Origin of the sequence: Bradyrhizobium oropedii (genome assembly GCF_020889685.1) — a bacterium.
In the GTDB taxonomy this organism is placed as follows: domain Bacteria; phylum Pseudomonadota; class Alphaproteobacteria; order Rhizobiales; family Xanthobacteraceae; genus Bradyrhizobium; species Bradyrhizobium oropedii.
The window spans coordinates 1-25,035 of record NZ_JACMYO010000059.1; the positions used below are offsets into that span (position 1 = coordinate 1).

At 64.2% G+C, this 25,035-nt stretch carries 24 protein-coding genes and 1 pseudogene; 14 read left to right on the forward strand and 11 right to left on the reverse strand.

Translation table 11 applies throughout. The features are described 5' to 3' along the window. A partial coding sequence (locus tag H8A95_RS18275) for an alcohol dehydrogenase catalytic domain-containing protein (RefSeq protein ID WP_229184380.1) occupies nt 1-429 on the reverse strand: 429 nt, incomplete at its 3' end. A gap of 273 nt (nt 430-702) precedes the next feature. Between H8A95_RS18275 and H8A95_RS18280 the strand changes: the two genes are divergently transcribed. The 7 genes from H8A95_RS18280 to H8A95_RS18310 all read left to right on the forward strand — a co-directional run bounded on the left by H8A95_RS18280 (nt 703) and on the right by H8A95_RS18310 (nt 9,214). Then, the gene (locus H8A95_RS18280; RefSeq protein WP_163161095.1) at nt 703-1,476 is read left to right on the forward strand and encodes a motility protein A; all 774 of its coding nucleotides are present in this window, start codon (nt 703-705) and stop codon (nt 1,474-1,476) included. A gap of 42 nt (nt 1,477-1,518) precedes the next feature. Next, a complete protein-coding gene (locus H8A95_RS18285) occupies nt 1,519-2,349 on the forward strand; it encodes an OmpA/MotB family protein (protein WP_163161094.1) in 831 nt (276 codons plus the stop codon). Nucleotides 2,350-2,462: 113 nt separating this feature from the next. Beyond that, nucleotides 2,463-4,373, forward strand: a complete 1,911-nt coding sequence (locus tag H8A95_RS18290) for a potassium transporter Kup (protein ID WP_229184381.1) — start codon at nt 2,463-2,465, stop codon at nt 4,371-4,373. 155 nt (nt 4,374-4,528) lie between these two features. Then, nucleotides 4,529-6,454 carry a potassium transporter Kup gene (locus tag H8A95_RS18295; protein WP_229184382.1) on the forward strand — a complete coding sequence of 642 codons (1,926 nt, stop codon included), beginning with the start codon at nt 4,529-4,531 and terminating at the stop codon, nt 6,452-6,454. A 135-nt stretch (nt 6,455-6,589) separates the two neighbouring features. Further along, nucleotides 6,590-6,919, forward strand: coding sequence for a rhodanese-like domain-containing protein (locus tag H8A95_RS18300; RefSeq protein WP_420839419.1), 330 nt, complete (start codon nt 6,590-6,592; stop codon nt 6,917-6,919). A gap of 8 nt (nt 6,920-6,927) precedes the next feature. Next, entirely contained in the window at nt 6,928-8,097 is a 1,170-nt protein-coding gene (locus H8A95_RS18305; protein ID WP_229184383.1) for an aminotransferase, read from the forward strand. Nucleotides 8,098-8,104: 7 nt separating this feature from the next. After that, nucleotides 8,105-9,214, forward strand: a complete 1,110-nt coding sequence (locus H8A95_RS18310; RefSeq protein WP_229184384.1) for a polyamine ABC transporter substrate-binding protein — start codon at nt 8,105-8,107, stop codon at nt 9,212-9,214. Nucleotides 9,215-9,336: 122 nt separating this feature from the next. On the opposite strand, the gene H8A95_RS18315 is transcribed toward H8A95_RS18310, so the two are convergent. From H8A95_RS18315 to H8A95_RS18345, 7 genes are all read right to left on the reverse strand, one after another. Continuing rightward, on the reverse strand, nt 9,337-10,272 hold the full coding sequence (locus H8A95_RS18315) for a lipid A biosynthesis lauroyl acyltransferase (protein WP_229184385.1): 936 nt from the start codon (nt 10,270-10,272) through the stop codon (nt 9,337-9,339). Between the two features lie 20 nt (nt 10,273-10,292). Then, on the reverse strand, nt 10,293-11,570 hold the full coding sequence (locus H8A95_RS18320; protein WP_229184386.1) for a beta-ketoacyl-ACP synthase: 1,278 nt from the start codon (nt 11,568-11,570) through the stop codon (nt 10,293-10,295). Nucleotides 11,571-11,597: 27 nt separating this feature from the next. Next, on the reverse strand, nt 11,598-12,782 hold the full coding sequence (locus H8A95_RS18325; protein ID WP_229184387.1) for a beta-ketoacyl-ACP synthase: 1,185 nt from the start codon (nt 12,780-12,782) through the stop codon (nt 11,598-11,600). After that, entirely contained in the window at nt 12,775-13,251 is a 477-nt protein-coding gene (locus tag H8A95_RS18330; protein ID WP_229184388.1) for a 3-hydroxyacyl-ACP dehydratase FabZ family protein, read from the reverse strand. Before H8A95_RS18330 ends, H8A95_RS18325 begins: the two co-directional genes overlap by 8 nt. A gap of 9 nt (nt 13,252-13,260) precedes the next feature. Then, on the reverse strand, nt 13,261-13,560 hold the full coding sequence (locus H8A95_RS18335; RefSeq protein WP_163152729.1) for an acyl carrier protein: 300 nt from the start codon (nt 13,558-13,560) through the stop codon (nt 13,261-13,263). Nucleotides 13,561-13,741: 181 nt separating this feature from the next. Next, nucleotides 13,742-14,098 (reverse strand): hypothetical protein, encoded by a 357-nt coding sequence (locus H8A95_RS18340; RefSeq protein ID WP_097672665.1) that lies wholly within the window; start codon nt 14,096-14,098, stop codon nt 13,742-13,744. A gap of 87 nt (nt 14,099-14,185) precedes the next feature. After that, nucleotides 14,186-15,067, reverse strand: coding sequence for an ion channel (locus H8A95_RS18345; RefSeq protein WP_229184389.1), 882 nt, complete (start codon nt 15,065-15,067; stop codon nt 14,186-14,188). A gap of 87 nt (nt 15,068-15,154) precedes the next feature. Here H8A95_RS18345 and H8A95_RS18350 point away from each other — a divergent pair, with 87 nt between their 5' ends. Next, nucleotides 15,155-15,781 (forward strand): ParB-like protein, encoded by a 627-nt coding sequence (locus H8A95_RS18350; RefSeq protein WP_229184390.1) that lies wholly within the window; start codon nt 15,155-15,157, stop codon nt 15,779-15,781. Here the strand turns inward: H8A95_RS18350 and H8A95_RS18355 are convergent. From H8A95_RS18355 to H8A95_RS18365, 3 genes are all read right to left on the reverse strand, one after another. Continuing rightward, a complete protein-coding gene (locus tag H8A95_RS18355; RefSeq protein ID WP_229184391.1) occupies nt 15,742-16,254 on the reverse strand; it encodes an MgtC/SapB family protein in 513 nt (170 codons plus the stop codon). The genes H8A95_RS18350 and H8A95_RS18355 overlap by 40 nt on opposite strands. A gap of 22 nt (nt 16,255-16,276) precedes the next feature. Continuing rightward, entirely contained in the window at nt 16,277-16,855 is a 579-nt protein-coding gene (locus H8A95_RS18360) for a peroxidase-related enzyme (protein WP_229184392.1), read from the reverse strand. 98 nt (nt 16,856-16,953) lie between these two features. After that, nucleotides 16,954-18,702, reverse strand: a complete 1,749-nt coding sequence (locus H8A95_RS18365) for an ATP-binding protein (protein ID WP_229184393.1) — start codon at nt 18,700-18,702, stop codon at nt 16,954-16,956. 397 nt (nt 18,703-19,099) lie between these two features. Here H8A95_RS18365 and H8A95_RS18370 point away from each other — a divergent pair, with 397 nt between their 5' ends. The 6 genes and pseudogenes from H8A95_RS18370 (at nt 19,100) to H8A95_RS18395 (ending at nt 24,926) form a co-directional block, all read left to right on the forward strand. After that, on the forward strand, nt 19,100-20,992 hold the full coding sequence (locus tag H8A95_RS18370) for a putative bifunctional diguanylate cyclase/phosphodiesterase (RefSeq protein WP_420839420.1): 1,893 nt from the start codon (nt 19,100-19,102) through the stop codon (nt 20,990-20,992). Nucleotides 20,993-21,087: 95 nt separating this feature from the next. Further along, entirely contained in the window at nt 21,088-21,273 is a 186-nt protein-coding gene (locus H8A95_RS18375) for a hypothetical protein (protein WP_229184394.1), read from the forward strand. A gap of 144 nt (nt 21,274-21,417) precedes the next feature. Beyond that, nucleotides 21,418-22,373 (forward strand): annotated as a pseudogene (locus tag H8A95_RS18380) (catechol 2,3-dioxygenase). A gap of 149 nt (nt 22,374-22,522) precedes the next feature. Continuing rightward, the gene (locus tag H8A95_RS18385) at nt 22,523-23,014 is read left to right on the forward strand and encodes a DUF1801 domain-containing protein (RefSeq protein WP_229184410.1); all 492 of its coding nucleotides are present in this window, start codon (nt 22,523-22,525) and stop codon (nt 23,012-23,014) included. A 102-nt stretch (nt 23,015-23,116) separates the two neighbouring features. Then, on the forward strand, nt 23,117-24,394 hold the full coding sequence (gene soxC, locus H8A95_RS18390) for a sulfite dehydrogenase (protein ID WP_229184395.1): 1,278 nt from the start codon (nt 23,117-23,119) through the stop codon (nt 24,392-24,394). A gap of 34 nt (nt 24,395-24,428) precedes the next feature. After that, complete coding sequence (locus H8A95_RS18395) at nt 24,429-24,926, forward strand: c-type cytochrome (RefSeq protein WP_420839423.1); 498 nt, start codon at nt 24,429-24,431, stop codon at nt 24,924-24,926. The last annotated feature ends 109 nt before the right edge of the window (nt 24,927-25,035 follow it).

Consider the following 25,035-nt stretch of genomic DNA (forward strand, 5'->3'; position numbering starts at 1 on the left):
CAGCCGCTCGCCGGCCTTGAGCGAGCCACGCTCGCCGAGCGCGTAGAGCGCGGTGAGGTAGTTGGTGCGGAAGGCGGCGGCGGCCTCCATCGACAGTCCGTCGGGCATGATCTCGACGGCGGCTGGCGGCACCACGATATACTCGGCCAACGCGCCCGAGCGTGCCGCGCCCATCACCCGCATGCCCGGCGCGATGCCGGTGACGTCGCCTGCGACCTCATCGACCACGCCGGCGAATTCCGCACCGGGCGTGAAGGGCAGGGCATCCTTGGTCTGGTAGCGGCCCTCGACTTTCAGGCCATCGACGAAGCCGATGCTCGCGGCATGGACGCGGACGCGGATCTGTCCGGGGCCCGGTTCGGGGGTAGAGATCTGCTTCAGCCCGATCTGATCGATGGGCGCATATTGCTCGACGACGACCGCCTTCATCCTGTCCTGCTCGCTTGTTCGTTTCCTCTGGTCGAACCTATCTCATGTCCGTTGTTCTACGGGGAGGCTTTTTGCGCATGCAGCGACGGCGTCCCATGCGGAAATCCAGCATCTTCAACGACATCGCGAGAAGACCGGCGTTTACCCGTTGTTATCCCTACCAAATTCGGTAACGCGTCCTTAATGGCATTAACGATAGGGTTTTTCCACGCGGCCCGCCTTGGGCTGCGCGCCGTCCAGGACAGGCGGGTTGCGTTCGCGTTGGAGTTTCTCATGGATATCATGACAGGCGCCGGGCTGTTGGCTGGCATCATCGTCATTTCGGTGATGATGTTCATGGGCGGCGATCTGCACATGTTCATCTCCGAGCACGCCATGATCATCATCTTTGGCGGCTCGATCGCGGCGACGATGATCCGCTTTCCGCTCGGCGTGATGCTGCATGGCCTGCCGCTCGGCGCCAAATTCGCTTTCACCATGAGCCGGCTGTCGGCGCGCGACCTCGTCGACGAACTCGCCCGCATCGCCGAGATCGCCCGCAAGCAGGGCCCGGTCGGCCTGGAGAAGGTCGAGACCGACGAGCCGTTCCTCGCCAAGGGCATCCGCTATGTCGCCGACGGCTACGACCTCGAATTCATCCGCGACAACATGGAGCGCGACCGCGACAATTTCCTGATGCACCTCGACGAGGGCAGCAAGATCTACCGCGCGATCGGCGACTGTGCGCCGGCGTTCGGCATGATCGGCACGCTGATCGGCATGGTGCAGATGTTCGCCAACATGACCGACCCATCCAAGCTCGGCCCGTTCATGGCAACCGCGCTGCTCGCGACCTTGTACGGCGCGCTGGTCGCCAACCTGTTCTGCCTGCCGATCGCCGACAAGCTGCACGGCAAGCTGCTCGACGAGGAAACCAACCGCACGCTAATCATCGACGGCATCCTGATGATCCGCGACTCCAAGAGCCCCGCGCTGGTGCGCGAGATGCTGCTGGCCTATCTGCCGGAGAAGCATCGCCACGAGGAAGGCGAGCCGGTCCCGGCCTGACCGGTCGGTGGGTTCGGGAAACGCAGCCGGAAAAACGCGACAATGGCCAAGAAAAAGCGCGGCGACGCCCATGGTGGAGGTCACGGCTGGTTCGTGACCTTCGCCGACCTGATGGGTCTGATGATGAGCTTCTTCGTGATGCTCGTCGCGTTCTCCACCATGGACAACAACAAGCTGAAGATCGTCGCCGGTTCGATGCGCGACGCGTTCGGCGTGCAGACCAATGTGCGCTATTCCGGGATCGTCGAGTCCGACGGCCTGCCGACCCGGCCCAAGCTGAAGAATGTCGAGCACATCTCGCCGGAAGAGTCCTCCGCCAATCCGACGCCGGACGAGAAGGAGCGCAGCCAGATCAACGGCGCGCGGCTGAAGATCGACCGCGAATTCGCGCTCGCCTCCGCCTCGCTGCGGCAGGCGCTGCAGGACATGCCGGAGCTGACCGAAATCTCCAAGAACATCATGTTCGAGGAGACCAAGGAGGGGCTCAACCTCGAGATCGTCGACCAGGACGGCCGCTCGATGTTCGCCGACGGCTCCAGGGAGCCTTATGAGCGCACCCGCCGGCTGATCCAGAAGCTCGCCGCGCCACTGAAGGCGACGCCGCTCAGGATCGCGATCGTGGGGCATACAGCCGCAGGCTTCGTGCCGGCGCGCAGCGATTACGACGCCTTCGACCTGTCCGCGGACCGCGCCAATGCGGTGCGACAGATCCTGGAGCGGGAAGGGCTACCGCCGTCGCATGTCTTCGCGGTTTCCGGCAAGGCTGACGGCCAGCCGCTGTTTCCCGACGATCCGACGCTGCCGGCGAACCGTCGCGTGACCATCACGTTGATGCGGGAAAATCCGCCCCTGCCGCCGGACCTGAAGCCGTAGCCTCGAAATACCATGCTACCGTCGAGCTGGTTGTTGGTTGGTTGACAGGCGGGGCGGAAGCGTCGATAGCCGCGCGGATCAAAATCAACCGATCGGGCGTTCCAACCTTCGCCATGGCTGCCAGCGTCTCATCCACCGAAGCCCGGGATGCTCAAGCAACAGGCCAGGGCACCTCAAGCTTCTGGGCCCTGACGCTGGGCAGCATCGGGGTGGTGTTCGGCGATATCGGAACTTCGCCGCTCTACGCATTCCGCGAGGCGGTCGGCGGCGCCGCGCACGGCCAGCCGGTCACCCGCATCATGGTGCTCGGCGTGCTCAGCCTGATCCTGTGGGCGCTGTTCACCGTCGTCACCGCGAAATACGTGCTGCTGCTGCTGCGCGCCGACAACAATGGCGAGGGCGGCACGCTGTCGCTGATGGCGCTCGGTCAGCGCGCGCTTGGACGGCGCAGTTGGCCGCTGCTCGCGCTCGGCGTGGTTGGCGCCTCGATGTTCATCGGCGATTCCATGATCACGCCGGCGATCTCGGTGCTGTCGGCGGTCGAAGGCCTCAAGCTCGCCACGCCGCATCTCGAGCACTATGTGGTGCCGCTGACGATCCTGATCCTGGTTGCGCTGTTCGCGGTGCAGCGCTCCGGCACCGCGCGCGTCGCCTCGGCGTTCGGGCCTGTCATGGTGGTGTGGTTCGCCTCGCTCGCGGTGATGGGGGTGGTCCACATCATGGACGATCCGTCGGTGCTGGCGGCGATCAATCCCTATTACGCGCTCCAGTTCCTGCTGACCCACGGCACCGTCGGCCTGGTGACCTTGGGCGCCGTGTTCCTCGCGGTGACCGGCGGCGAGGCGCTGTATGCCGATCTCGGGCATTTCGGCCGCAAGCCGATCCAGTCCGGCTGGCTGTTCTTCGTGCTGCCCTCGCTGCTGCTCAACTATTTCGGGCAGGGCGCGCTGGTGCTGTCCGATCCGGCGGCGATCGAGAACTCGTTCTACCGGATGGTGCCGGACGTATTGCTGCTGCCGCTGGTCGGGCTCGCCACCGCCGCGACCGTGATCGCAAGCCAGGCGGTCATCACCGGCGCCTATTCGCTGATCAGCCAGGCGGTGCAGCTCGGACTGCTGCCGCGCTTCGAGGTCCGCTACACCTCGGAGACCCATGCCGGGCAGATCTATCTGCCGCGGGTCAACCGGCTGCTGTTGATCGGCGTGCTGCTGCTGGTGCTGCTGTTCCGCACCTCGAGCGGGCTCGCCTCGGCCTACGGCATCGCGGTCTCGACCACCATGGTCGCCGACGGCATCATGGGCTTCATCGTGATCTGGAAGCTGTGGAACTGGCGCGTGGTGTCGGCAGCCGCCTTGATCCTGCCATTCGTGATCGTCGACATGACCTTCTTCAGCGCCAACCTGCTGAAGCTGTTCGAGGGCGCCTGGGTGCCGCTGCTGTTCGGCGTCGTGATGGCGACGATGATCTGGACCTGGCGCCGTGGCGCCGCGATCCTCATCGCCAAGACCCGCCGCATCGAGGTTCCGCTGCGCGACCTGATCCGCAGTCTGGAGAAGCGGCCGCCGCACATCGTCAAGGGCACCGCGGTGTTCCTGACCAGCGACCCGAGCTTCGTGCCGACCGCGCTGCTGCACAATCTCAAGCACAACAAGGTGCTGCACGAGCACAACGTGATCCTGACCATCGAAACCGCACCGACGCCGCGCGTCGATGTGTCGGAGCGCGTCAATATGGAGAAGGTCAGCGACAAGTTCACCGCAGTGCGGCTGCGCTTCGGCTACATGGAATCGCCGAACGTGCCGAAGGCGCTGGCGGTCGTCCGCAAGCTCGGCTGGCAGTTCGACATCATGGCGACCTCGTTCTTCGTGTCGCGGCGGTCGCTGAAGCCGTCCGCCCAGTCGGGCATGCCGCAGTGGCAGGACCATCTGTTCATCGCGATGAGCCGGTCCGCCAACGATGCGACCGACTATTTCCAGATCCCGACAGGGAGGGTGGTTGAAGTGGGTACTCAGGTAACTATCTGAACCGGCAGCGAATTCCGGCATTGAAAAGCCGTGATCTATGCGCGATACGCATAGTGGAGGCCTGAATCCGTGCTAACCTATGCATTCCTGCCGGGAGTATAGGCCTGCGTTCCGGCATTGTTGCAGTGCGGCAGAAGACAGAGGCGCAGCTTCCCATGTCATCCGAGAGTGCGATCACCGCGGCGGAAGCGCCGGCGGCAAACGGCCATGGCGAGGCGCATTCGACCGCCACCTTCAAGGCGCTGCTGCTCGGCAGCATCGGCGTCGTCTATGGCGACATCGGCACCAGCCCGCTCTACGCGCTGCGTGAAGCCGTTGTCGCTGCTGCCGGCGGCGAGGGCGCCGTAACTGCGCATGCAGTGCTCGGCGTGCTCTCGCTGATCCTGTGGGCGCTGATTGTCGTCGTCACGCTGAAATACGTCGTGATCCTGCTCCGTGCCGACAACAATGGCGAAGGCGGCACGCTGGCGCTGATGGCGCTGGCGCAGCGCGCTGCCACCAAGGGGGCCGGCGCGATCGTGCTGCTCGGCATCATCAGCGGCGCGCTGTTCTACGGCGACGCGGTCATCACGCCGGCGCTCTCGGTGCTGTCGGCGATCGAAGGCATCAAGCTCGTCACGTCGACCTTCGATCCCTATGTCGTCCCGCTCACGGTGGTGATCCTGGTCTTCCTGTTCGCCGTGCAGTCGCGCGGCACGGCGCGCGTCGCGGCCTTCTTCGGGCCGGTGATGTGCGTTTGGTTCGCGGTGATCGCAGTTGCGGCGCTGCCGCAGATCGCGCGGCATCCCGAGGTGTTCCTCGCATTCAACCCGGTGCTTGCGGTGTCGTTCATGCTGCATCACGGCGTGATCGGCTTCATCACGCTCGGTGCCGTGTTCCTCGCCGTGACCGGCGCGGAGGCGCTCTATGCCGACCTCGGCCATTTCGGCAAGCGCCCGATCCAGACCGCGTGGATGTTCATCGTGCTGCCGTCGCTGGCGCTGAACTATCTCGGCCAGGGCGCGCTCTTGATCGGCGATCCCAAGGGCATCGAGAACCCGTTCTTCCTGATGTTCCCGGACTGGGCGCTGATCCCCATGGTCGCGCTCGCGACCTTGGCGACTGTGATCGCGAGCCAGGCCGTGATCACCGGCGCCTATTCGCTGACGCGGCAGGCAATCCAGCTCGGCCTGATGCCGCGGTTCGAGATCCGTCATACTTCGGAAGCGCATTCCGGGCAGATTTATATGCCGCGCATCAACCGGCTCCTGTTCATCGCGGTGATCGTGCTGGTGCTGATGTTCCGCTCGTCGAGCGCGCTGGCGTCGGCCTACGGCATCTCGGTCACAGGCACCATGGTGGTGACGGCGATGATGGGCTTTGTGGTGATCTGGAAGGTCTGGCGCTGGTCGCCGATCGCCGCCGCCGCGCTGGTCGCGCCGTTCCTGTTCCTCGACATCACGTTCCTGGCTGCCAATTTGCTCAAGGTGTTCGAGGGCGGCTGGGTGCCGCTCGCGCTTGGCGGCGCCATGATCGTGGTGATGTACACTTGGCGGCGCGGCAGCCGGCTGCTGTTCGAGAAGTCGCGCAAGCTGGAATTCCCGCTCGCCGATCTCGTCGCGATGCTGGAGAAGCGGCCGCCGCAGCGTGTGTCCGGCACCGCGGTGTTCCTGACCAGCGATCCCGTCAGCGCGCCGACCGCGCTGATGCACAGCCTCAAGCACTACAAGGTGCTGCACGAGAAGAACGTCATCCTGACCATCGAGACCGCGCCGACGCCGCGCATCGATCCGTCCGAGCGGGTTCGGATGGAGCAGCTGACCGAAACCTTCTCCAAGGTGACGCTGAAGTTCGGCTTCATGGAGCAGCCGAACGTGCCGAAGACGCTGGCGATCGCGCGCAAGCTCGGCTGGCAGTTCGACATCATGTCGACCTCATTCTTCCTGTCCCGCCGCGCGCTGAAGCCGGCGGCGCATTCGGGCATGCCGAGCTGGCAGGACCATCTGTTCATCGCGCTGAGCCGCTCGTCGAACGATGCCACCGACTATTTCCAGATTCCGACCGGGCGGGTGGTCGAGGTCGGCACCCAGGTCACGATTTAGGGCGTACGACCTACCGTTTCTGCGCGGCATCTAACCCGTTTCGGACGCTTGATTTTCTTGCCGCGAGAGGCGACTTTGCGCCCGGAACGGCGAGCCGCGCGATGCTCGCCAATTGATAGTCGGGAGGATATTTCCGTGGCGGACCACAAGGTGGAAGATTTGTTTCCGGACGAGGTGTCGAAGGGCATGGCGGAAGGCCGCTATCTCCTGGTCGACGTCCGCGAGCCCAATGAGGTCGCAGTCGAAGCCTATCCCGATGGCGTCGTGGTGCCGCTGTCGACCTTCGACCCGGCCGCTATCCCCGATCCGAGAGGAAAGCAGGTGGTGTTCGCCTGCCGCTCCGGCAAGCGCTCGGTGACGGCCTCGCTGGCCGCCCAGGCTGCGGGCCTGCCCTATGACAAGCATTTGGCGGGCGGCATCATCGGCTGGAAGGCTGCGGGACTGCCGACCAAGACGGGCGGCTGATCCCTGACATGACCTCCATGAACAAGGTCTTCGCGGACCTTCCCGTCACCATCTTCGAGGCGATGTCGCAGGCCGCGCGCGACAACAACGCCATTAATCTCGGACAGGGCTTTCCCGACGATCCCGGACCGGAGGACATCCGCCGCGCCGTCGCGGATGCTTCCATCAACGGCTACAACCAGTATCCGTCGATGATGGGCATTCCGGAGCTCCGTCAGGCGATCGCATCGCATTACGGCCACTGGCACGGGCTCAAGCTCGATCCGATGACGGAGGTGATGGTCACCTCCGGCGGCACCGAGGCGCTGACCTCCTCGATCCTCTCCGTGGTCGAACCGGGCGACGAAGTCGTGTGCTTCCAGCCGGTCTATGATTCCTATCTGCCGATCATCCGCCAGGCCGGCGGCATCCCGCGGCTGTTGCGGCTCGAGCCGCCGGAGTGGCGGCTGAACGAGGAGATGCTGCGCAGCGTCTTCAACCACAAGACCAAGGCGGTGCTGTTCAACAATCCGCTCAACCCGGCCGCGGTGGTCTATCCGCGCGAGGACCTCGAACTGCTGGCGCGGTATTGCCAGGAGTTCGACGTGGTCGCGATCTGCGACGAGGTTTGGGAACACGTCGTGTTCGACGGCCGCGAGCACATCCCGCTGATCACGATTCCGGGGATGCGCGATCGCACCATCAAGGTCGGCAGCGCCGGCAAGATCTTCTCGCTGACGGGCTGGAAGATCGGCTTCGTCTGCGCCGCGCCGCCGCTGCTGCGCGTGGCTGCGAAGGTGCATCAGTTCCTCACCTTCACGACGGCGCCCAATCTGCAGGCCGCGGTTGCGTACGGCCTCGGCAAGCCGGACGATTATTTCCTCGATATGCGCAAGGACATGGCGCGAAGCCGCGACCGTCTCACCAAGGGGCTCGAGAGCATCGGCTTTCCGGTGCTGAAGTCGCAGGGGACGTATTTCCTCACCGTTGATCTATCGCCGCTCGGCCTCAACGAGACCGATGCTGAGTTCTGCTGGCGAATTGTGCAGGATTACAAGGTTGCGGCTATTCCGGTGTCGGCGTTTTACGAGCAGGATGCTGTGACGTCCGTCGTGCGTTTCTGTTTCGCCAAGAAAGACTCGACGCTCGACACCGCGCTGGAGCGGCTGTCGGACGCGGTTCACCGCCGCAAGAGGTAGGGCCAGGATGCGAGAGCAGCACCGTCGTCTCGTCACCATCGTCGGCGCGGTCGCAACGCTCCTGCTGTTCTCGGCCTCCGCCGGCGCCGAGGATCGTACGGTCAACTTCTACAATTGGTCGAACTACATGGCGCCGGGAGTCCTCGAGGACTTCACCAAGGAAACCGGCATCAAGGTCGTCTACGATACGTTCGACGCCAACGAGACGCTGGAGACCCGGCTGCTCGCGGGCAAGTCCGGTTACGACGTCGTGGTGCCGACCGGTTATTTCCTGCAGCGCCAGATCACCGCGAAGGTGTTCCTGAAGCTCGACAAGTCGAAGCTGCCGAACCTCGCCAATGCCTGGCCGGTGGTGACGGAGCAACTCGCGACCTACGATCCGGGCAACAACTACGGCGCCAACTACATGTGGGGCACCACCGGCATCGGCTACAACGTCAAGATGGCGGAGAAGATCCTCGGACCTGACGCGAAGATCGACAGCTGGGACATGGTGTTCAAGCCGGAGAACCTCGCCAAATTCAAGGATTGCGGCATCCACATGCTGGATTCCGCCGACGACATCCTGCCGGCGGCGCTGAGCTATCTCGGTCTCGATCCGAACTCGACCAGGCAGGCCGACCTCGAGAAGGCCGCCGATCTCGTCACCAAGATCCGGCCCTATGTGCGCAAATTCCATTCGTCCGAATATCTCAGCGCGCTGGCTTCGGGCGAGATCTGCTTCGTGGTCGGATGGTCGGGCGACATCATGCAGGCCCGCAGCCGGGCGGCGGAAGCCAAGACCGGCGTCGAGATCGGGTACACGATCCCGAAGGAGGGCGCGCAGATGTTCTTCGACAATCTCGCAATCCCCGCCGATGCCAAGAACGTCGCTGAGGCCTATGAGCTGATCAACTACCTCTATCGTCCCGACGTCGCGGCGAAGAACTCGAACTTCCTGTCTTACGCCAACGGCAATCTGGCGAGCCAGAAGCTGATCGACCCCAAGATCTTCGACGACAGGAACATCTATCCCGACGCGGCGATGCAGAAGAAGCTATTCGTGATCACGGCGCGCGATCCGGCGACGCAGCGGATCATCAATCGGCTGTGGACGCGGGTGAAGACCGGGAAGTGACATTCTCGTCGCAGTAGCGTGCCGTCATTGCGAGGAGCGTCAGCGACGAAGCAATCCATGGTTCCGCAAGTGGCGAGATGGATTGCTTCGCTTCGCTCGCAATGACGAATGACAGTCTCCGCCTACCGCCAGCGCCGGTGCAGCCAGAGCCACTGATCCGGATACTCGCGGACCCAGCCCTCGACGATGTCGGTGATCGCCTGCGTCGTGCCCTGGATATCGACTTGGCCGGATGCGTCGAACACCGGCTTCACTTCCTCGGTGACCTCGCCGCGGAAACGGCCATCGGGCAGGCGGATGATCCGCGTGCCGTGGATCGGGCAATCGATCTGCCGGCGCAGGCGGGCTAGCAGCGGGTTCGCGGTGGTCTTGCGGCCGAAGAAGGTGACGGGGACGCCGTTGGTCAAATACTGGTCGACCAGCATCGCGACGTGCTGGCCGTTCTTCAGCGCCTGCGCCAGCTTGAGCGGCGCGTCGCGGCCGGCCGGGACCAGCGTACCCAAATTGACGGCGCGGATGCGTTCGATGGCGCGGTCGGCTGCTTCGATGTTCGGCCGCCGGAACAGGATCGTGGCGTCGAGGCCATGCGCGGCGGCAGCAATAGGCGAGAGCTCCCAGTTGCCGAGATGTGCGGCGAAGAACAGTGCCGGCTTGCCGTCGTCACGCAATTGGTCGAACAGCTGCTTGCTGCGCGCTGAGAATTCGACGCGGCCCGGCTTGTCGGGATTCCGGGGATCATGGTCCCAGATGCGGTCGATATGCGCGAATTCGGCGCCGATCCGTCCGAGGTTGTGCCAGACGCCAGTCAGGATCTCTTCGATTTCCTGCGGCGACTTCTCCGGGAAGGCGGCCGTGAGGTTCTCGCGGCCGATGCGATCCTCACGCAACCGGCGGCCGATGAAATGCGCGGCGTGGCCGAAGAATCGTGCGGTCTTCTCCGGATCGAAATAGCGCGTCGTGCGCAGCAGCCCAGTCGTCAACGCGCCAATGGCGACGTTGGTCACGGGCTTTGCTGCGTCACGCAGGCGCGCCCGGGTGCGAAGGAGCAGGCGTTTCATCGGACGAGGCGAGGCGTGGATCAGGCCGGTTCGCGCGTCAGGATCAGCGAGGCGTTTTGCCCGCCGAACCCGAACGAGTTCGACATCACGGCGGTCACCTTGGCGTCGCGCGCCTTGTTGCCGACCACGTCGAACGGGATCGCGGGATCCGGCACCTCGTAATTGATCGTCGGCGGAATCCGCTGATGCTCGAGCGTGAGCAGCGAGAAGATCGCCTCGACCGCGCCGGCGGCCGAGATGGTGTGGCCGACCATCGACTTGTTCGACGACACCGGAATGTTTTTGGTGTGCTCGCCGAACACGGCCGCGGTCGCAAGATATTCCATCTTGTCGTTTTCCGGGGTCGAGGTGCCGTGCGCGTTGATGTGATCGATTTGCTCGGGCTCCATGCCGGCGTCGGCAAGCGTCTTGCGCACGCAGCCGATCGCCGGCTTGCCGTCGGGGGCCGAGCGGGTGCGGTGGAAGGAGTCGGTCAGCTCGCCGCAGCCCGCGACGACGCCGAGGATGCGCGCGCCACGCGCGATCGCGGCGTCGTAGCTCTCCAGCACCAGCGCGCCGGCGCCTTCGGCCATCACGAAGCCGTCGCGGTTCTTCGAGAACGGCTTTGAGGCGCCCTGCGGCGGATCATTCTGGGTGGAAAGGGCCGACAGCAGCGAGAATCGCACCATGGCTTCCGGATTGACCGAGCCGTCGGTGGCGATGCACAGCGTTGCATCGGTTTCGCCACGGCGGATCGCCTCGACGCCGAGCTGGATCGCGGTCGCGCCGGATGCGCAAGCCGTCGAGAGCGAAATCGGCGATCCCTTGGTGCCGAAAGTTTCGGCGAGGCTGAGCGCGACCGAACCGAACGTGAAGCGCCGGTGGAAGTGCGCAAACTTCCCGCCGCTGCAGGTCGCCAGATATTCGATGATGCCAAAGTCCTTGGTCGGAACGTCGCGCGCGACTTCGAGCCGCTGCGGCCATTCGGTCTCGATCGGCGCGACCGCCAGGAACAGCGGGCCGGGGAAGTCGCCCTTGCTGCCGATGCCGGATTGCTCCAGTGCCTCTTCGGCGGCGATTTCCGCGAGGCGCTGCGACAGGCTGGTCGACGAGAACGGATCGACGGTGACGAAATCGACGGCGCCGGCCATCGTCGTCTTCATGCTATCGAGCGGAAAGCGCGTGACGGTCTTGATGCCGGACTCGCCTGCGCTGAGGCGTTTCCAATTGTCGGTCTTGCCGCCGCCGAGCGACGTCACGATTCCCATGCCGGTCACGACAACGATCGGTCGGCCGAATTTATCGCGTGGTGCTGTCATGGTGTCCCCGTCGGTGCTTGCGCCGAATTACTTGACGGCCTCGACCAGTGCCATGCCTTCGCCCTGCCAGTGGCCGACCCCCAACACGACAATCTGGGTTGGCGCTTCGGTCTTTTCAACCTCCAGCCCGGTCGGGTCGTTGGCCGGATAAAGCGCGCCGCGCGAGATCGACAGCGCGGCCAGCGCGAGCCCGAGCGGGAACTGCGCCTCCATGGTGTGCCCAAAGGTCGTTCCGGTGGCGCGCACGGCAAGGCCGGGGTGCTGACCGAGGAATTCGCGCTCTTCGGCGGTCGCAGGCTCCGCGCCGGTCGCACCCGTGATCAGCATGGTATTGGCATCGTTGACACCAAGCTGCGGCCACATCGCCTGCAGCGATTGCGTCACTGCGCCGGGCTGCTTGCGCTTGGCCAGATCGGCGACCACCTTGGTCAGCTTGGCGTACGGCTTCGCGCCGCGTGCCTCGGCATGCTCGCGCGATTCCATCACCAGGAAGGCGCCGGCGGAGCCGATCGCGAAGCCCGGGTTGTTCCTGCGGGCCCAGACCGACGTATGTTGATCCTTGAGGGCGAAGTCGCCGAACGAATAGAGCATCAGCAGGTCGCCGCGATCGCCATTATGGGCCGCGCCGACCAGGGCGATGTCGCTCTGTCCGGCCCCGATGCGCGCGACGGCGATCCGCGCGGCGTCGATGCTCGCGGCTTCCTCGCCCATGAAGGTGCGCGACGTCCCGCACACGCCGTGGACGATCGCGATATTGCCGGCGAGCAGGTTGGAGAGCTGCGCCAGGAACAGCGTCGGGCGCAGCTCGTTCATCAGCTTTTCATTGAGCAGCGCAGGGGGCAGCTTGCCCTGCGCGTCGGCGTTCATGATCGCCAGGTCGACATTGAGGTCACGCTCGCCGCCACCGGCTGCGATGATCATGTCCATCCGCGACAGGATTTCCTGATTGCCTTTGACGCCAGCGGAATCGAGCGCCAGCCCGGCAGCATAGGTGCCGATCCGCTGCCACATCTCCATCTGACGCTGATCGCCCTTCTTCGGGATCTGGGCGTCGAAGCTGACGGGGGCGATCGGATGGATCACGTAGGGCGCGAGGCGCTTCTCGTCGGCATTGACGCGCTTGGCGCCGAGCGCATCCCAATGCGTATCCAGCCCCTCGCCGAGCGAGGAGAGCAGGCCTACGCCGGTGATCCAGACTTCCTTCTCAGCCATTACTAATTGCCTGCAGCGGAAACCCGATCTTGTTGGCCATCGCGTCCATGTGCACACGCAAGTCCGGGCTGGGAAAGGGGATATGACGGAAGGTCAGCTCAGCGTTGCATTTGAGCTCCTTGCCGACGCGGACCTTCGCCGAGGTCACGGTGAAGCCTGAACCTTCGTGCTCGATCTTGGCTTCGATCGTCAGCGTCGATCCGGGGCTGACGAAGCCACGCATCTTGGCTTCCTTGACCATGGCGAGGAAAGGCATGCGCTCGAACTTGGTCAGACCGAGGATCAGCCAGCCGGAGCTCTGGGCCATCGCTTCGGTGAGCAGCACGCCGGGCATGATCGGGTAGCCCGGGAAGTGCCCCGTGAACACCGAATGGCTGTCCGGCGGGACGTCCGCCTCGACGACAATGGTCCTTGCGTCGAGGTTGAGGTCGACGATCCGATCGATCAGCTGAAAAGTTTCAAGCTGCATGATGGGCGATTACGAGCCCGAGCCCGTGCCCGCGTTCTTGGCCGCAACCAACTCGTCGATGCGGTCGGCGAGATTCTGCAGCACGAAGTACTGCTCCGTCGTGGCCTTGCCGTCGTTGACCTCCTGGGTCCACTTCTCGAGCGGCATCTTGATCCCGAATGCCTTGTCGATGGCAAAGGCGATGTCGAGGAAGTCGAGGCTGTCGATCCCGAGATCGTCGATCGCGTGGCTCTCCGGCTTGATCGTATCGCGCGGGATGTCGCAGGTCTCCGCGATAATGTTGGCGATCTGCTCGAATGTGGAGGACATCATTAAGCCTTTGATATATTGAAGGTAATTCCGGATCGACGTGGAGGAGGCGGGCGCGTTGCCCCGGAATTCCCTATTGCTGCTGCCGGAGTCGTGTGCCCGTATATCGGAGCAGGGCCGTTAGTTCAATGGAGCTTGGCCGGCCTGGCAAGGACGGTTTTTGGGCACGGTTCCGGTGAGCCTAGCTGCGCGGCATCACCGTAATCTTCGCGCAATCTCGGCGACCCATCAGCACGCAATCCTGGGTCTTGCGCAAATCGGCGATGCTCATGGCGAGCCAGATACCGATCGCGGTGAGTGCCACCGTGAAGGCGAAGGCGGCGATGTTGGCGAGCATGCGCTGGCGGAAATCGTCCGGCTCCTCGCGCGGCTTCTCATAGCGAGAGAGGTCGTTGGCGACGGAAACAGGAGCGACGGAAGCCGGGCGGGTCGAACGGACCGGCTCCTCGCGCTTGCCTGGCGGCTGCGCTGAGGTACGCGGCCGGAATTTGAGCACCACGTGCTCGTCATCCGAGGAAATTGGCCGCTGCGTCTTCACTGTTGTCAGTCCGGTCGCGTCGCCGTTCATGTGTAGCACGTTCGCTGCACTTCACACCTAGAATCTTGATGCGCGCAGAGGTAGTATTTATCCCTCGATGGTCTCGTGGAACCGACTGTAGTCGATCCTGAGGCGGCCGTCGTCTGTCGCCTGCAGGATCTCGGCATAGCGATGGCCGAAGCGGACGTCGGAATGTTCGTAGGATTTTCGCGCATGCACAGTTTGCGCTGCAACGTCGTCATAGCCCGACACGATGAGGCCGAGACCGGCATTGACGGCTTCCAGGTCTGCGGCGTCGAGGCCGTAGAGCGGGCTGTCCTGGTCGATCACATGAAACAGGGTCCAGCTTAGAGCCAGCGCCGGGCTTTCGCTGCGCGAGAGCGGCAGTTCGTAGAACCGGCGATAGGGCATGCCTTCCTTGCTGACGCCGTTCTTGAACAGCCACAGCCGCGCGGTGGCATTGGCGATGATGTTGTGCCGCTCGTTGGCAAGGCGGATCATCAGCGTCGGCTGGCCTTCATGGTTCGAGATCACGGGATAGTCGGCGAACAGCAGCCGAGCGCTCGGCCGCGAGAAGCGCGCGAAGATCAGTCCGGTCATCAGCGACATCGAGAAGATGCCGGTGAAGAGCTCTATGGTGGCGATGAAGTGCCCGTAATGCGTCTGCGGGTGCATGTCGCCGTAGCCGGCGGTCGAAAGTGTTTCGATGCTGAAATAAAGGTAGTCGACGTATTGGCCGTCGGGCACGTTGGCGATCGGGTGATCACCGAGCCAATAGAGCAAGGCGAACGCGGCATTGAAGGCGATGAACACCAATGCTGCACCGCCAATAAAGGCGGGCCAGGATGCCGTCATGCAGCGATGGCTGATGTCTGCCCAGAAGCTGAGCTCTAACCCCTCGGTCACGACCTCCCGGTTGCCGAGGCGGATCGTGCGCGCCTTCGTTCGATCGCTTGCTCTCAAAGCCATTCCGCCGAACCAGCCCTTTCGTCTGCCTGTGGCATCATGTCATAATGGAACCCATTCCGGAGTGCCGGTCAAACGGGAGTACAATTCATGGCCCATACGCGCGAGCCTTACGTCAAACCGGTCCCGATCATGTCGTTGCGACCGACCCAGATGACGGTCGGCATGCACGAGGTGAAGGAGAAGCGGAAGCGTTGGCGCGAGCACAGCTCGAGCAAGAAGCGCGCCGAGCTGCTTGGCAAGCACATGATCCCGGTGGTCCATGGACCCGACGATCGCTACTACGTGGTCGATCACCATCACATGGCTCGGGCGCTGCACGAGGAGGGCGTCAAGGACATCCTGGTCACGGTGATCGGCGATCTCACGATGGTCGAGCGTGACGTGTTCTGGGGCGTGATGGACAACAAGCGCTGGGTCTATCCCTACAATTCCAAAGGCGAGCGCTGCCACTTCAGGGACATTCCGAAGTCGATCAAGGATCTCAAGGACGATCCGTTCCGCAGCCTTGCCGGCGAGATGCGCCGGGCCGGCGGCTTCGCCAAGGACACGACGCCGTTCAGCGAATTCCTGTGGGCCGATTTCCTGCGCCGCCACATCCCGCGCAAGACGGTAGAGAACAATTTCGCCAAGGCGCTGGAGAAGGGGCTGGCGCTGGGACGCAGCGGAGGAGCGGTCTATTTGCCCGGCTGGTGCGGGCCGGCGTCTGACGACTGACCGGGCGCTCGCTCCGGTTGGGGAGGATCTTCCTTGCCGCCGAGCACGTGGTGCAGCCACCGCTCGGTCCGCTTGCCGAAGGTTAGCAGCAGGAATGCCAGCACGAGCGCGGTGAGGACGATCGGCCAATGTCCGGCGCCGCAGACGATGCCGACGCATGCGGCGAAGAACGCGCATGCGGCGCTGGTCAGGCCATGGACGTGATAGCGGTCGCCCCGCCGGACGATCACGCCGGCGCCGAGAAAGCCGATCCCGGTCAGCACGCCCTGGATCACGCGGCTGACGGCATCGGTGAATTTCCCGGGATCGACCGCCTGCAAGGCAAGCAGCACGACGGTAGCCGTCGAAAGGCTGACGAGGCCGAGCGTCTTCAGGCCGATCGGCTTGCCGCGCAGGTCGCGGTCGAGCCCGATCGCGCTGCCGGCAAGGGTCGCCGCACCGAGACGCAGGACGATTTCGCTCCAGTCTGCCAAGATGTCCTCTACAAGCTGTCCTCTATTTCGGCTGCCGCCCGAGCATGTAGAACTCGGCGTTCGGCCGCATGCCGGTGACGTTCGCGAGCCGGTTCGAGAGCGCGAAGAACGCCGCGACGGCAGCGATGTCCCAGACGTCGTCGTCGCTGAAGCCATGGACGGCGAGCGCGGCGAAGTCCGCCTCAGCGACCTCCTCGGCCGCGCGGCTGACCTTCATGGCGAAGTCGAGCATCGCGCGCTGCCGCGGCGTGATGTCGGCCTTGCGATAATTGACCGCGATCTGGTCGGCGATCTCCGGATTCTTGGCGCGGATGCGCAGGATCGCGCCGTGGGCGATCACGCAATACTGGCACTGGTTGGCGGCGCTGGTCGCCACCACGATCATCTCGCGCTCGGCCTTGGAGAGGCCGGAGTCCTTCTCCATCAGCGCGTCGTGATAGGCAAAGAAGGCGCGAAATTCATCGGGGCGATAGGCCAGCGTGAGGAATACGTTCGGCACGAAGCCGGACTTCTCCTGCACCGCGAGGATGCGGGTGCGGATATCCTCGGGGAGCCTATCGAGAGCGGGCGTCGGGAAGCGCTTTGCGGTCGGCTGCGTCATGAGATGGTTCCGGCATGCCGCATCGATGCGGCGTCACGCGAAACCATAGTCGATGACGCCTTGGGCGCAAGGCGGATCGGCGCCTTGGCGGAATGATGCTAGCGCAGCGGCTTCTTCAGAAGCGAGAAGCGGTCCGGATCGAGGCCAAGCGACGGCTGCAGCATCGGGGCTTCGGCGGGCGCCATGGTGCGCGGCGGCGCCGGAGGGTTGAAATTGGCGTCACCGCTCGGGCTGTCGCGATGCGAGGTGGCGCCGCGCCAGCGCTCCAGCACGGCGCTGACGAAATGCATGTCATGGCCGGCGGTGACCGACGGCACCGTTGCGATGGTGGCCTCGCCGCGCGGCAGCTGGTGCGGCGGCACCTCCTTGAAGCGCAGCCGCGTCGGCAGCGCCACGCCTTCGCCGAATGCCAGCACTTCGCGGGTGCCGAGCGAGGGCACGAACGACAGCAAATTGGCGGCGGCATCCGACACCGCGGAGCGCAGCAGCGCCTGGTCGCGGTCGTTGGCAAGGCGCATCGTGAACAGCGTGTTGCATTGGGAGATGATGGTGGCGTCGAGCTCGGCCGGACGCTGGGTGATCAGGCCGAGATAGACGCCATATTTGCGGCCTTCCTTGGCGATGCGCGACACCGCCTTGCGGGTCGGTCCAAAGCCGATATTGCGGTCGGCGGAGGCGTAACGATGCGCCTCCTCGCAGACGAACAGCATCGGCGAGACGCCGTCGCTCCACAGCCCGAAATCGAACGCCATGCGGCACAAGACCGACACCACGGAATCGACGACTTCGACGGGGAAGCCGGCGAGCTGCATGATGGTCATCGGCTTGCCGTTGGCGGGGAGGCGGAACAGATGGCTGATCACCTCGGCCATGGTATCGCCGCCGACATTGGCATTGTCGAACATGAAGGCGTAGCGCGGATCGTTGCGCACCGCGTCGATGCGCGAGATCAGCTTGTGATAGATGATGCGCGAGGAGCGGTTCTCGAGCTTGCCCATGCGCTCGTCGATCAGCGAGATCAGGTCGACGAGGCGATAGGGCACCGGCGTATCGACGGTGTAGCCGACCTGCTTGGGATCGACGCGCTTCAGCCCGAGGCCGACCCGGTCGGAGTTCTGGTACTGGGTGTAGATGCCCTTCGCCATCGGGATCACTTCGGCGAGGATGTCGAGCTCTTCGGGCACGCCGGGCCGGCCGCCGAACAGCACGTCGACGACCTCTTCGAAGTTGAACAGCCAGAACGGCAGCTTCAGGTTTCGCGGGTTGAGCACCTGCGCGCGCTCGCCGAAGCAGCGGCCGTATTCGTTGTGCACGTCGAGCAGGAAGATGCGCAGGTTCGGCCGCGACTTCAGGATCTCGTTGAGCAGCAGCGACACGCCGGTGGATTTGCCGACGCCGGTCGAGCCGAGCACCGCGAAATGCTTGGAGAGCATTTCCTCGACGTCGACATAGGCGATGACAGAGCGATCCTGCTGCAGCGTGCCGACATTGATCTGGTCCGAACCGCTCGGCGCATAGACCGTGCGCAGCTCCTGGTTCGTGATCAGATCGGTGCTGTCGCCGATGGTCGGATAATGGGTGACACCGCGCTGGAATTTCGGCCGGTCGCCGCCCAGGATTTCACCGAGCAGGTCGACCGAGGCGGTCGCCATATACTCGTCGGACGGCGGCAGGTGCTCGCAGGTGACCTCGGTGATCATGGCGACGATGACCGAACTCGCGCAGCGGATGCTGACGAACCGGCCCACGGTTGCCCGCATTTCTGAAAACTGCATCTGGCCGCCCGCCAGCAGCCCAATCCGGGCCTGCGAGCCGCGCACAGAGATCACACGTCCGAAGGATGTCACAGTTCTCGCCTGGCTCGTTCTCAAAATCTAAATGTTCGGACCAATATGCCCGCCCGGGATTGGAAAAACCGTTAAGTCGCCGGGGTTTCGCATCGGCTAAATCTACACCTTCCCGGTGACGATTTGTTTCTATCGTACCGCGAGATTGTGCGCCGTTAGGCGCATCGGCGGCGAAATCGTCGCTTTCTGACACAGCCGCGACTGTTTCGCGGTTTTTCCGTTAATGCGGGATTCACCATCTCGGAGGAGTGCATCGATGGCTCCGTAGGTTTACGGGGTTCTCGATGCGATTTGTCGTCTGCGATCTCCAGGTATCGTGTAACCGATTGCTAACTGCGAGTTGTAACGACCTTTCCATTTGTGCTGCGTAACGATGCCGCGCTCGGGAGAGATCAGCGTGCGCATCGAACACCGCAATTCATCGTCAGGAAATGCCGACGCCGGCTCGACCAAGGGCCTGGCATTCTGTGCCGGTCTGCTGGTCGGCAGCCTGCTCGGAACCGTGACTGCACAGTGGAGCGAGCGCGAAGGCCTGCTGATGGCGGCATTTGCGATCATGGCCACGATCGTCTTCCTGTTGCTGAAGCGGCATGAAGTCTCCGACGCGCGGCTCGCCACCGAGCGGCGCAATCTCATCACGGCCGTGAACAACATTCCGCAAGGGCTCGTGCTCTACGATGCGTCGGCGCGCATCATCATCTGCAACCGTCCCTATATCGGGATGTTCGGGCTTTCGCCCGACGTGGCGAAGCCTGGCTGCACCATGCAGCGGCTGATCGCGCACCGACAGGAGACCGGCTCGTTCGATGGCGACGTCGACGAGTTCTGCGACGCCATCATCCACAATGTGAAGCTCGGCAAGGCGACGCGCCAGCTGACCCAGGCGCCGGGCGGGCGCGCGATCGAGATCGTCAACACGCCGCTGCCGGACGGCGGATGGGTGGCGACGATCGAGGATATCACCGAGCGCACGCGCTCCGAGAACAAGATCGCCCACATGGCGCATTATGATGCGCTGACCGATTTGCCCAACCGTGTGCTGTTCCGCCAGCGCCTCGAGCAGGCGTTGAGGGCGATCGAGCCCGACGAGCAGCTCGCGGTCATGTATATCGACGTCGACGAGTTCAAGAGCGTCAACGATGCGCTCGGCCATCAGATCGGCGACGAACTGCTCAGGGCAATTGCCGATCGCCTGCGCTCCTGCCTCGGGGAGAGCGATGTCGCGGCGCGGCTCGGCGGTGACGAGTTCGCGGTAATCCAGACCGCGGTCCGCGACCAGACCCAGACCATGCAGCTGCTGGCCGCGATTTATCAGGCGATCCGCCAGCCGATCGAGTGCAGCGGGCATTTGATCACCACCGACGCCAGCATCGGCATTGCAGTCGCGCCCGCCGACGGCCTCGAACTCGATCAATTGCTGCGCAACGCCGACCTCGCGCTCTATGGCGCCAAGAGCGACGGCCGCCGCACCTACCGCTTCTTCGAGGCCGGCATGGACGCGCGTGCCAAGGCGCGGCGCAGCCTGGAGCTGGAACTGCGCCAGGCCATCGTCGACGGCAGCTTCGAGCTGCATTATCAGCCGCTGCTTCATCTCGAGAACAGCCGGGTCAGCTGCTGCGAGGCGCTGCTGCGCTGGCGTCATCCCGAACGCGGCACCATCTCGCCCGCGGATTTCATTCCGGTCGCCGAGGATACCGGCCTGATCAACGATCTCGGGCACTGGGTGCTCAACACCGCGTGCCGGGAAGCCGTGAACTGGCCGGACCATATCCATGTCGCGGTCAACGTGTCTCCGATCCAGTTCAAGAGCGAGACGCTGGCGCTGAACGTCGCCGCTGCGCTCGCGGCGTCAGGGCTCGCGCCTTCGCGGCTCGAGCTTGAGATCACCGAGGCGGTGCTGATCCGCGACGACGAGGCCGCGCTCGATATGCTGCATCAGCTGCGCGAGCTCGGCGTCCGCATCGCGCTCGACGATTTCGGGACCGGCTATTCGTCGCTGAGCTACCTGCAGCGCTTCCCGTTCGACAAGATCAAGATCGACCGCGCCTTCATCAAGGATCTCGCCGGTACCGGCGCATCGTCCACGATCGTCCAGGCCGTCGTGAACATTGCCGCCGCGAGCGACATGACGACGACCGCCGAAGGCGTCGAGACCGAGCAGCAGCGCAATTTGCTTCGCGTCCTCGGCTGCACCGAGATGCAGGGCTATCTGTTCAGCCGGCCGGTGCCGGATGTCGAGATCCGCAAGCTGTTGTCGTCGCATCGCGAGAAGGTCGTCTCGGTCGCCTGACCGCCGGCCTCGACCGCATTCACTCTGTGATTCCCGGCACGGACTGCCGCGGCCGCGCCGGCCATCTTGTTGATCCGCAACAAGAGGGCTCGGCCATGTATCATCTCGTGAATGCGCTGCTCGTTCTGGCGATCGCGTTCTTCTTCTTCCTGCCGATGACCGATCGCCGCACCGCGCGGATGAAGCTGTGCATGGTGTGTGCGCTCGCCGTCGCGCTGACGGTGTCGGCGACCGCGTCCCGGCCGCACCGATCGGCGCCGGTGATGGCGTCGAAGGGCTGACTGCCGATGCTGCCGCGGTCGCCGGCGCCACTAATTTGTTGACTGGACCTAATCCTTTGTACACTGGTACAAATCGACGCGCCGCCGCTCGCCGCCCGATTGGAACGACGTCGATCCGGCGCCGTCGCCGAAGGAGACCGCCCCATGCAGCCGGAACCGATCTTCGATCTCGCTCATCTCGGGCACATGGAGCTGCTGACGCCGAAGCCGGACGAGAGTCTGAAATTCTTCGTCGACGTCATGGGAATGACCGTCAGCGGCCGAAAGGGCGGCTCGGTCTATCTGCGCGGCTGGGACGACTACGAACGCTATTCGCTGAAGCTGACCGCATCGAACACCTCAGGGATGGAGCACATGGCGCTGCGGGCGCGCAGCCCGCAGGCGCTCGAACGCCGCGTCGCCGCGCTGAAGGGCTCGGGCTTCGACATCGGCTGGGTCGATGATGACATGGGGCAGGGACCGGCATTCCGCTGCCGCGATCCCGACGGCCACGTCATCGAACTCTATTACGAGACCGAATGGTACGAGGCGCCGGCCGAACTGAAGCCCGCGTTGAAGAACCAGGCGCAGCGCTTTCCGGCGCGCGGCGTCAACGTCCGCAGGCTCGATCATCTCAACTGCCTCGCGGTCGATATCAGGGCCAACCGCCTGTTTTTCGAAACTACCTGGGATGCCGCACCACCGAGCAGATCGTGCTCAACGACGGCACTGAAGCGGCGATGTGGATGACGATGTCGAACAAGAGCTACGACTTCGCCTACACGCGCGACTACTACGGCAAGCGTGGCCGATTTCATCATGTGACCTACGCGCTCGACAGCCGCGAGGAGATCTTGCGGGCCGCGGATATTTTCCTCGAGCACGGCGTCCATATCGAGACCGGGCCGCACAAGCACGCGATCCAGCAGACCTTCTTCCTCTACGTCTATGAACCCGGCGGCAACCGCGTCGAGGTCGCCAATGCAGGCGCCCGCCTGATCCTCGCGCCGGACTGGAAGCCGATCGTGTGGACCGAGGAGGAGCGCAAGAAGGGACAGGCCTGGGGATTGAAGACGATCGAGTCGTTCCACACCCACGGCACGCCGCCAGTGACCGGTTAGGCTTCGGCCGCAGCGCGCAAGGTCGCGCGCGTCGATACGCCGCCGCGAACACCCGCGGTCGATGACGACAACATGGGTGCACGGTCGATATGATCCGGTTCGAGCGGCCGACGCCGTGCGCGATACACGAACCGATGGAAACAAGCACAATGGCTGGCAAGACGCCCAAGACGTCGGCGAAAAGCGCGAAGAAGGGTGCCAAAAAGAGCGTGAAGAGCGCCGCGAAGCGCGATACTGCAAAGCCGCGCCTGCTCTCGGGCGGCAATCCGCAGATCGCGAAGGGGTATGGTGACGCACCCGTGCAAGCCTATATCGCGGCGATGCCGGGGTGGAAGCGCGATATCGGACGCAAGCTGGACGCCCTCATCGTGCGCACCATCCCCGGCGTGCACAAGGCGGTGAAGTGGAATTCGCCACTCTACGGCATGGAAGGGCAAGGCTGGTTCCTCGGTATCCATGTCTTCGCGCGCTACGTCAAAGTAGCGTTCTTTCGCGGCGCGTCGCTGCATCCGGTGCCGCCGGGCGAGTCCAAGCAGCAGCATACGCGTTATCTCGACATTCACGAGAACGACGAGCTCGATGAAGCCCAGTTCGCCGCCTGGGTGAAGCAGGCCAGCCAAATGCCCGGCGAACAGATGTGACCGCCACGAGGCGTCGTCGATGCAGCTCTGCGCGCGGGACCATTGCCTCGCCTCGGGCGTTTGGTGTTAGGCTGCATCGCCTAACGTCAGAGGAAAACGTCGATGAGCGAACACACGACGGACAAGCGCGTGCGAGAGGCGTCTCGCAGGCGTTTCCTTCAGGCGGGTGCAGCACTGGCCGGTGGCTCCGCGATCGCGGGAGTTTCCGGTTCTACCGCGCTTGCCGAACAAGGGAATAATCTTCCGCCCAGCGTACCGGAATGGATGAAAACGCCGGGCGACCCAATGGGAAGCCAGCCCTACGGCGCGCCCTCGGTCCACGAGAAAGGCGTCATCAAGAACATCTCGAAGACGCTGCCGCAATATATCTCCGCTTCGGGCCGTACGCCGTTGCAGGAGCTCGACGGCATCATCACGCCGAACGGCCTGTTCTACGAACGCCACCATGGCGGCGTGCCGACCATCGATCCGGCCGAGCACCGGCTGATGTTGCATGGCATGGTCGATCGCCCGCTCGTGTTCACGATGGAGGACATCCGCCGCTTTCCGTCGCAGTCGCGGATTCACTTCCTCGAGTGCTCCGGCAATCCGGTCTACACCAAGCCCTACGGCAAGACGGCCTCCGACCTCGTCGGCCTCCTGAGCTGCGCGGAGTGGACCGGCGTGCCGCTCAAGACGGTGCTGGACGAAGCCGGCCTGCAGGCCGGCGCCAAATGGATCGTTGCCGAGGGCGCCGATGCGGCCGCGCTGACGCGCTCGATCCCGATCGAGAAATGCCTCGACGACGCCATGCTGGTCTACAGCCAGAACGGCGAGCGGCTGCGTCCGCAACAAGGCTATCCGCTGCGCCTGTTGTTGCCGGGCTTCGAGGGCAACATGAACGTGAAATGGCTGCGCCGGCTCAAGGTCGTCGCCGAGCCGGCCTATTCGCGCGAGGAGACCTCGAAATACACCGACCCGATGCCCGACGGCACGTCGCGCGAATTCACCTTCTACATGGAAGCCAAGTCGATCATCACGCGGCCGTCCGGCGGCCAGAAGCTGACCACACATGGCTTTCACGAGATCACGGGGATCGCCTGGAGTGGCCACGGCAAGATCAAGAGCGTCGAGGTCTCGCTCGACGAAGGCAAGAGCTGGCAACAGGCCGAGCTGCAGGAGCCGGTGCTGACGCGCGCGCTCACGCGCTTCCGACTGCCCTGGCACTGGGACGGCACCCCCGCAGTGATCCAGAGCCGCGCCATCGACGAGACCGGCTACATCCAGCCGACGCTGGCAGAACTGGTGGCGGTGCGTGGCCTCAACTCATTCTACCACAACAACGCAATCTGGCCCTGGCGCATTGATGCGAATGGCGAGGTGACCAATGGCCAGGCGTAAGCTCAAGGCGGCGTTTCTCGTGGGGGCGATCGCGATGCTTGCCGCTGCTGCGCAGGCCGAGGATCGCTTCGGCATCGGGCGTCCGGCAACGCCTGCGGAGATCGCGGGCTGGAACATCGATATCGGTCGCGACGGCTCCAACCTTCCGCCGGGCAGCGGCAGTGTCGAACGCGGCCGCGCCGTGTTCGCCGAGCAGTGCACGGCGTGCCATGGCGACAGCGGGCAGGGTGGCGTCGGCGATCGCCTGGTCGGCGGACAGGGTACGCTGGCGAGCCCCAAACCGATCCGCACCGTCGGCAGCTATTGGCCGTATGCCCCGACGTTGTTCGACTACATCCGCCGCGCAATGCCGCAGAATGCGCCGCAGTCGCTGAGCAATGAGGACGTCTACGCGGTGTCCGCCTACATCCTCAGCCTCAACGGCATCGTGCCCGCCAATGCCGTGCTCGACGCCAAGTCGCTTGCGGCGGTCAAGATGCCGAACCGCGACGGGTTCGTCTCCGACCCGCGGCCTGACGTGCATAACCGCTGAGCGGCGGGCCGGACGTCTGTCGCGAACCGCAGTCGTCGTGCCCCACTGGGGCAGCCTCGCAGCATTGTGACATGCTGCCCCTGTGCCCGGAATTTGATCGTCACCACAT

Excerpts from the sequence above, each read along its gene's own strand:
- H8A95_RS18280 (WP_163161095.1), top strand. The coding sequence starts at position 703 with ATGGATATCATGACAGGCGCCGGGCTGTTGGCTGGCATCATCGTCATT.
- H8A95_RS18285 (WP_163161094.1), top strand. The coding sequence starts at position 1,519 with ATGGCCAAGAAAAAGCGCGGCGACGCCCATGGTGGAGGTCACGGCTGG.
- H8A95_RS18290 (WP_229184381.1), top strand. The coding sequence starts at position 2,463 with ATGGCTGCCAGCGTCTCATCCACCGAAGCCCGGGATGCTCAAGCAACA.
- H8A95_RS18295 (WP_229184382.1), top strand. The coding sequence starts at position 4,529 with ATGTCATCCGAGAGTGCGATCACCGCGGCGGAAGCGCCGGCGGCAAAC.
- H8A95_RS18305 (WP_229184383.1), top strand. The coding sequence starts at position 6,928 with ATGACCTCCATGAACAAGGTCTTCGCGGACCTTCCCGTCACCATCTTC.
- H8A95_RS18310 (WP_229184384.1), top strand. The coding sequence starts at position 8,105 with ATGCGAGAGCAGCACCGTCGTCTCGTCACCATCGTCGGCGCGGTCGCA.
- H8A95_RS18315 (WP_229184385.1), bottom strand. The coding sequence starts at position 10,272 with ATGAAACGCCTGCTCCTTCGCACCCGGGCGCGCCTGCGTGACGCAGCA.
- H8A95_RS18320 (WP_229184386.1), bottom strand. The coding sequence starts at position 11,570 with ATGACAGCACCACGCGATAAATTCGGCCGACCGATCGTTGTCGTGACC.
- H8A95_RS18325 (WP_229184387.1), bottom strand. The coding sequence starts at position 12,782 with ATGGCTGAGAAGGAAGTCTGGATCACCGGCGTAGGCCTGCTCTCCTCG.
- H8A95_RS18330 (WP_229184388.1), bottom strand. The coding sequence starts at position 13,251 with ATGCAGCTTGAAACTTTTCAGCTGATCGATCGGATCGTCGACCTCAAC.
- H8A95_RS18335 (WP_163152729.1), bottom strand. The coding sequence starts at position 13,560 with ATGTCCTCCACATTCGAGCAGATCGCCAACATTATCGCGGAGACCTGC.
- H8A95_RS18345 (WP_229184389.1), bottom strand. The coding sequence starts at position 15,067 with ATGGCTTTGAGAGCAAGCGATCGAACGAAGGCGCGCACGATCCGCCTC.
- H8A95_RS18350 (WP_229184390.1), top strand. The coding sequence starts at position 15,155 with ATGGCCCATACGCGCGAGCCTTACGTCAAACCGGTCCCGATCATGTCG.
- H8A95_RS18360 (WP_229184392.1), bottom strand. The coding sequence starts at position 16,855 with ATGACGCAGCCGACCGCAAAGCGCTTCCCGACGCCCGCTCTCGATAGG.
- H8A95_RS18375 (WP_229184394.1), top strand. The coding sequence starts at position 21,088 with ATGTATCATCTCGTGAATGCGCTGCTCGTTCTGGCGATCGCGTTCTTC.
- H8A95_RS18385 (WP_229184410.1), top strand. The coding sequence starts at position 22,523 with ATGGCTGGCAAGACGCCCAAGACGTCGGCGAAAAGCGCGAAGAAGGGT.
- soxC (WP_229184395.1), top strand. The coding sequence starts at position 23,117 with ATGAGCGAACACACGACGGACAAGCGCGTGCGAGAGGCGTCTCGCAGG.
- H8A95_RS18395 (WP_420839423.1), top strand. The coding sequence starts at position 24,429 with ATGCTTGCCGCTGCTGCGCAGGCCGAGGATCGCTTCGGCATCGGGCGT.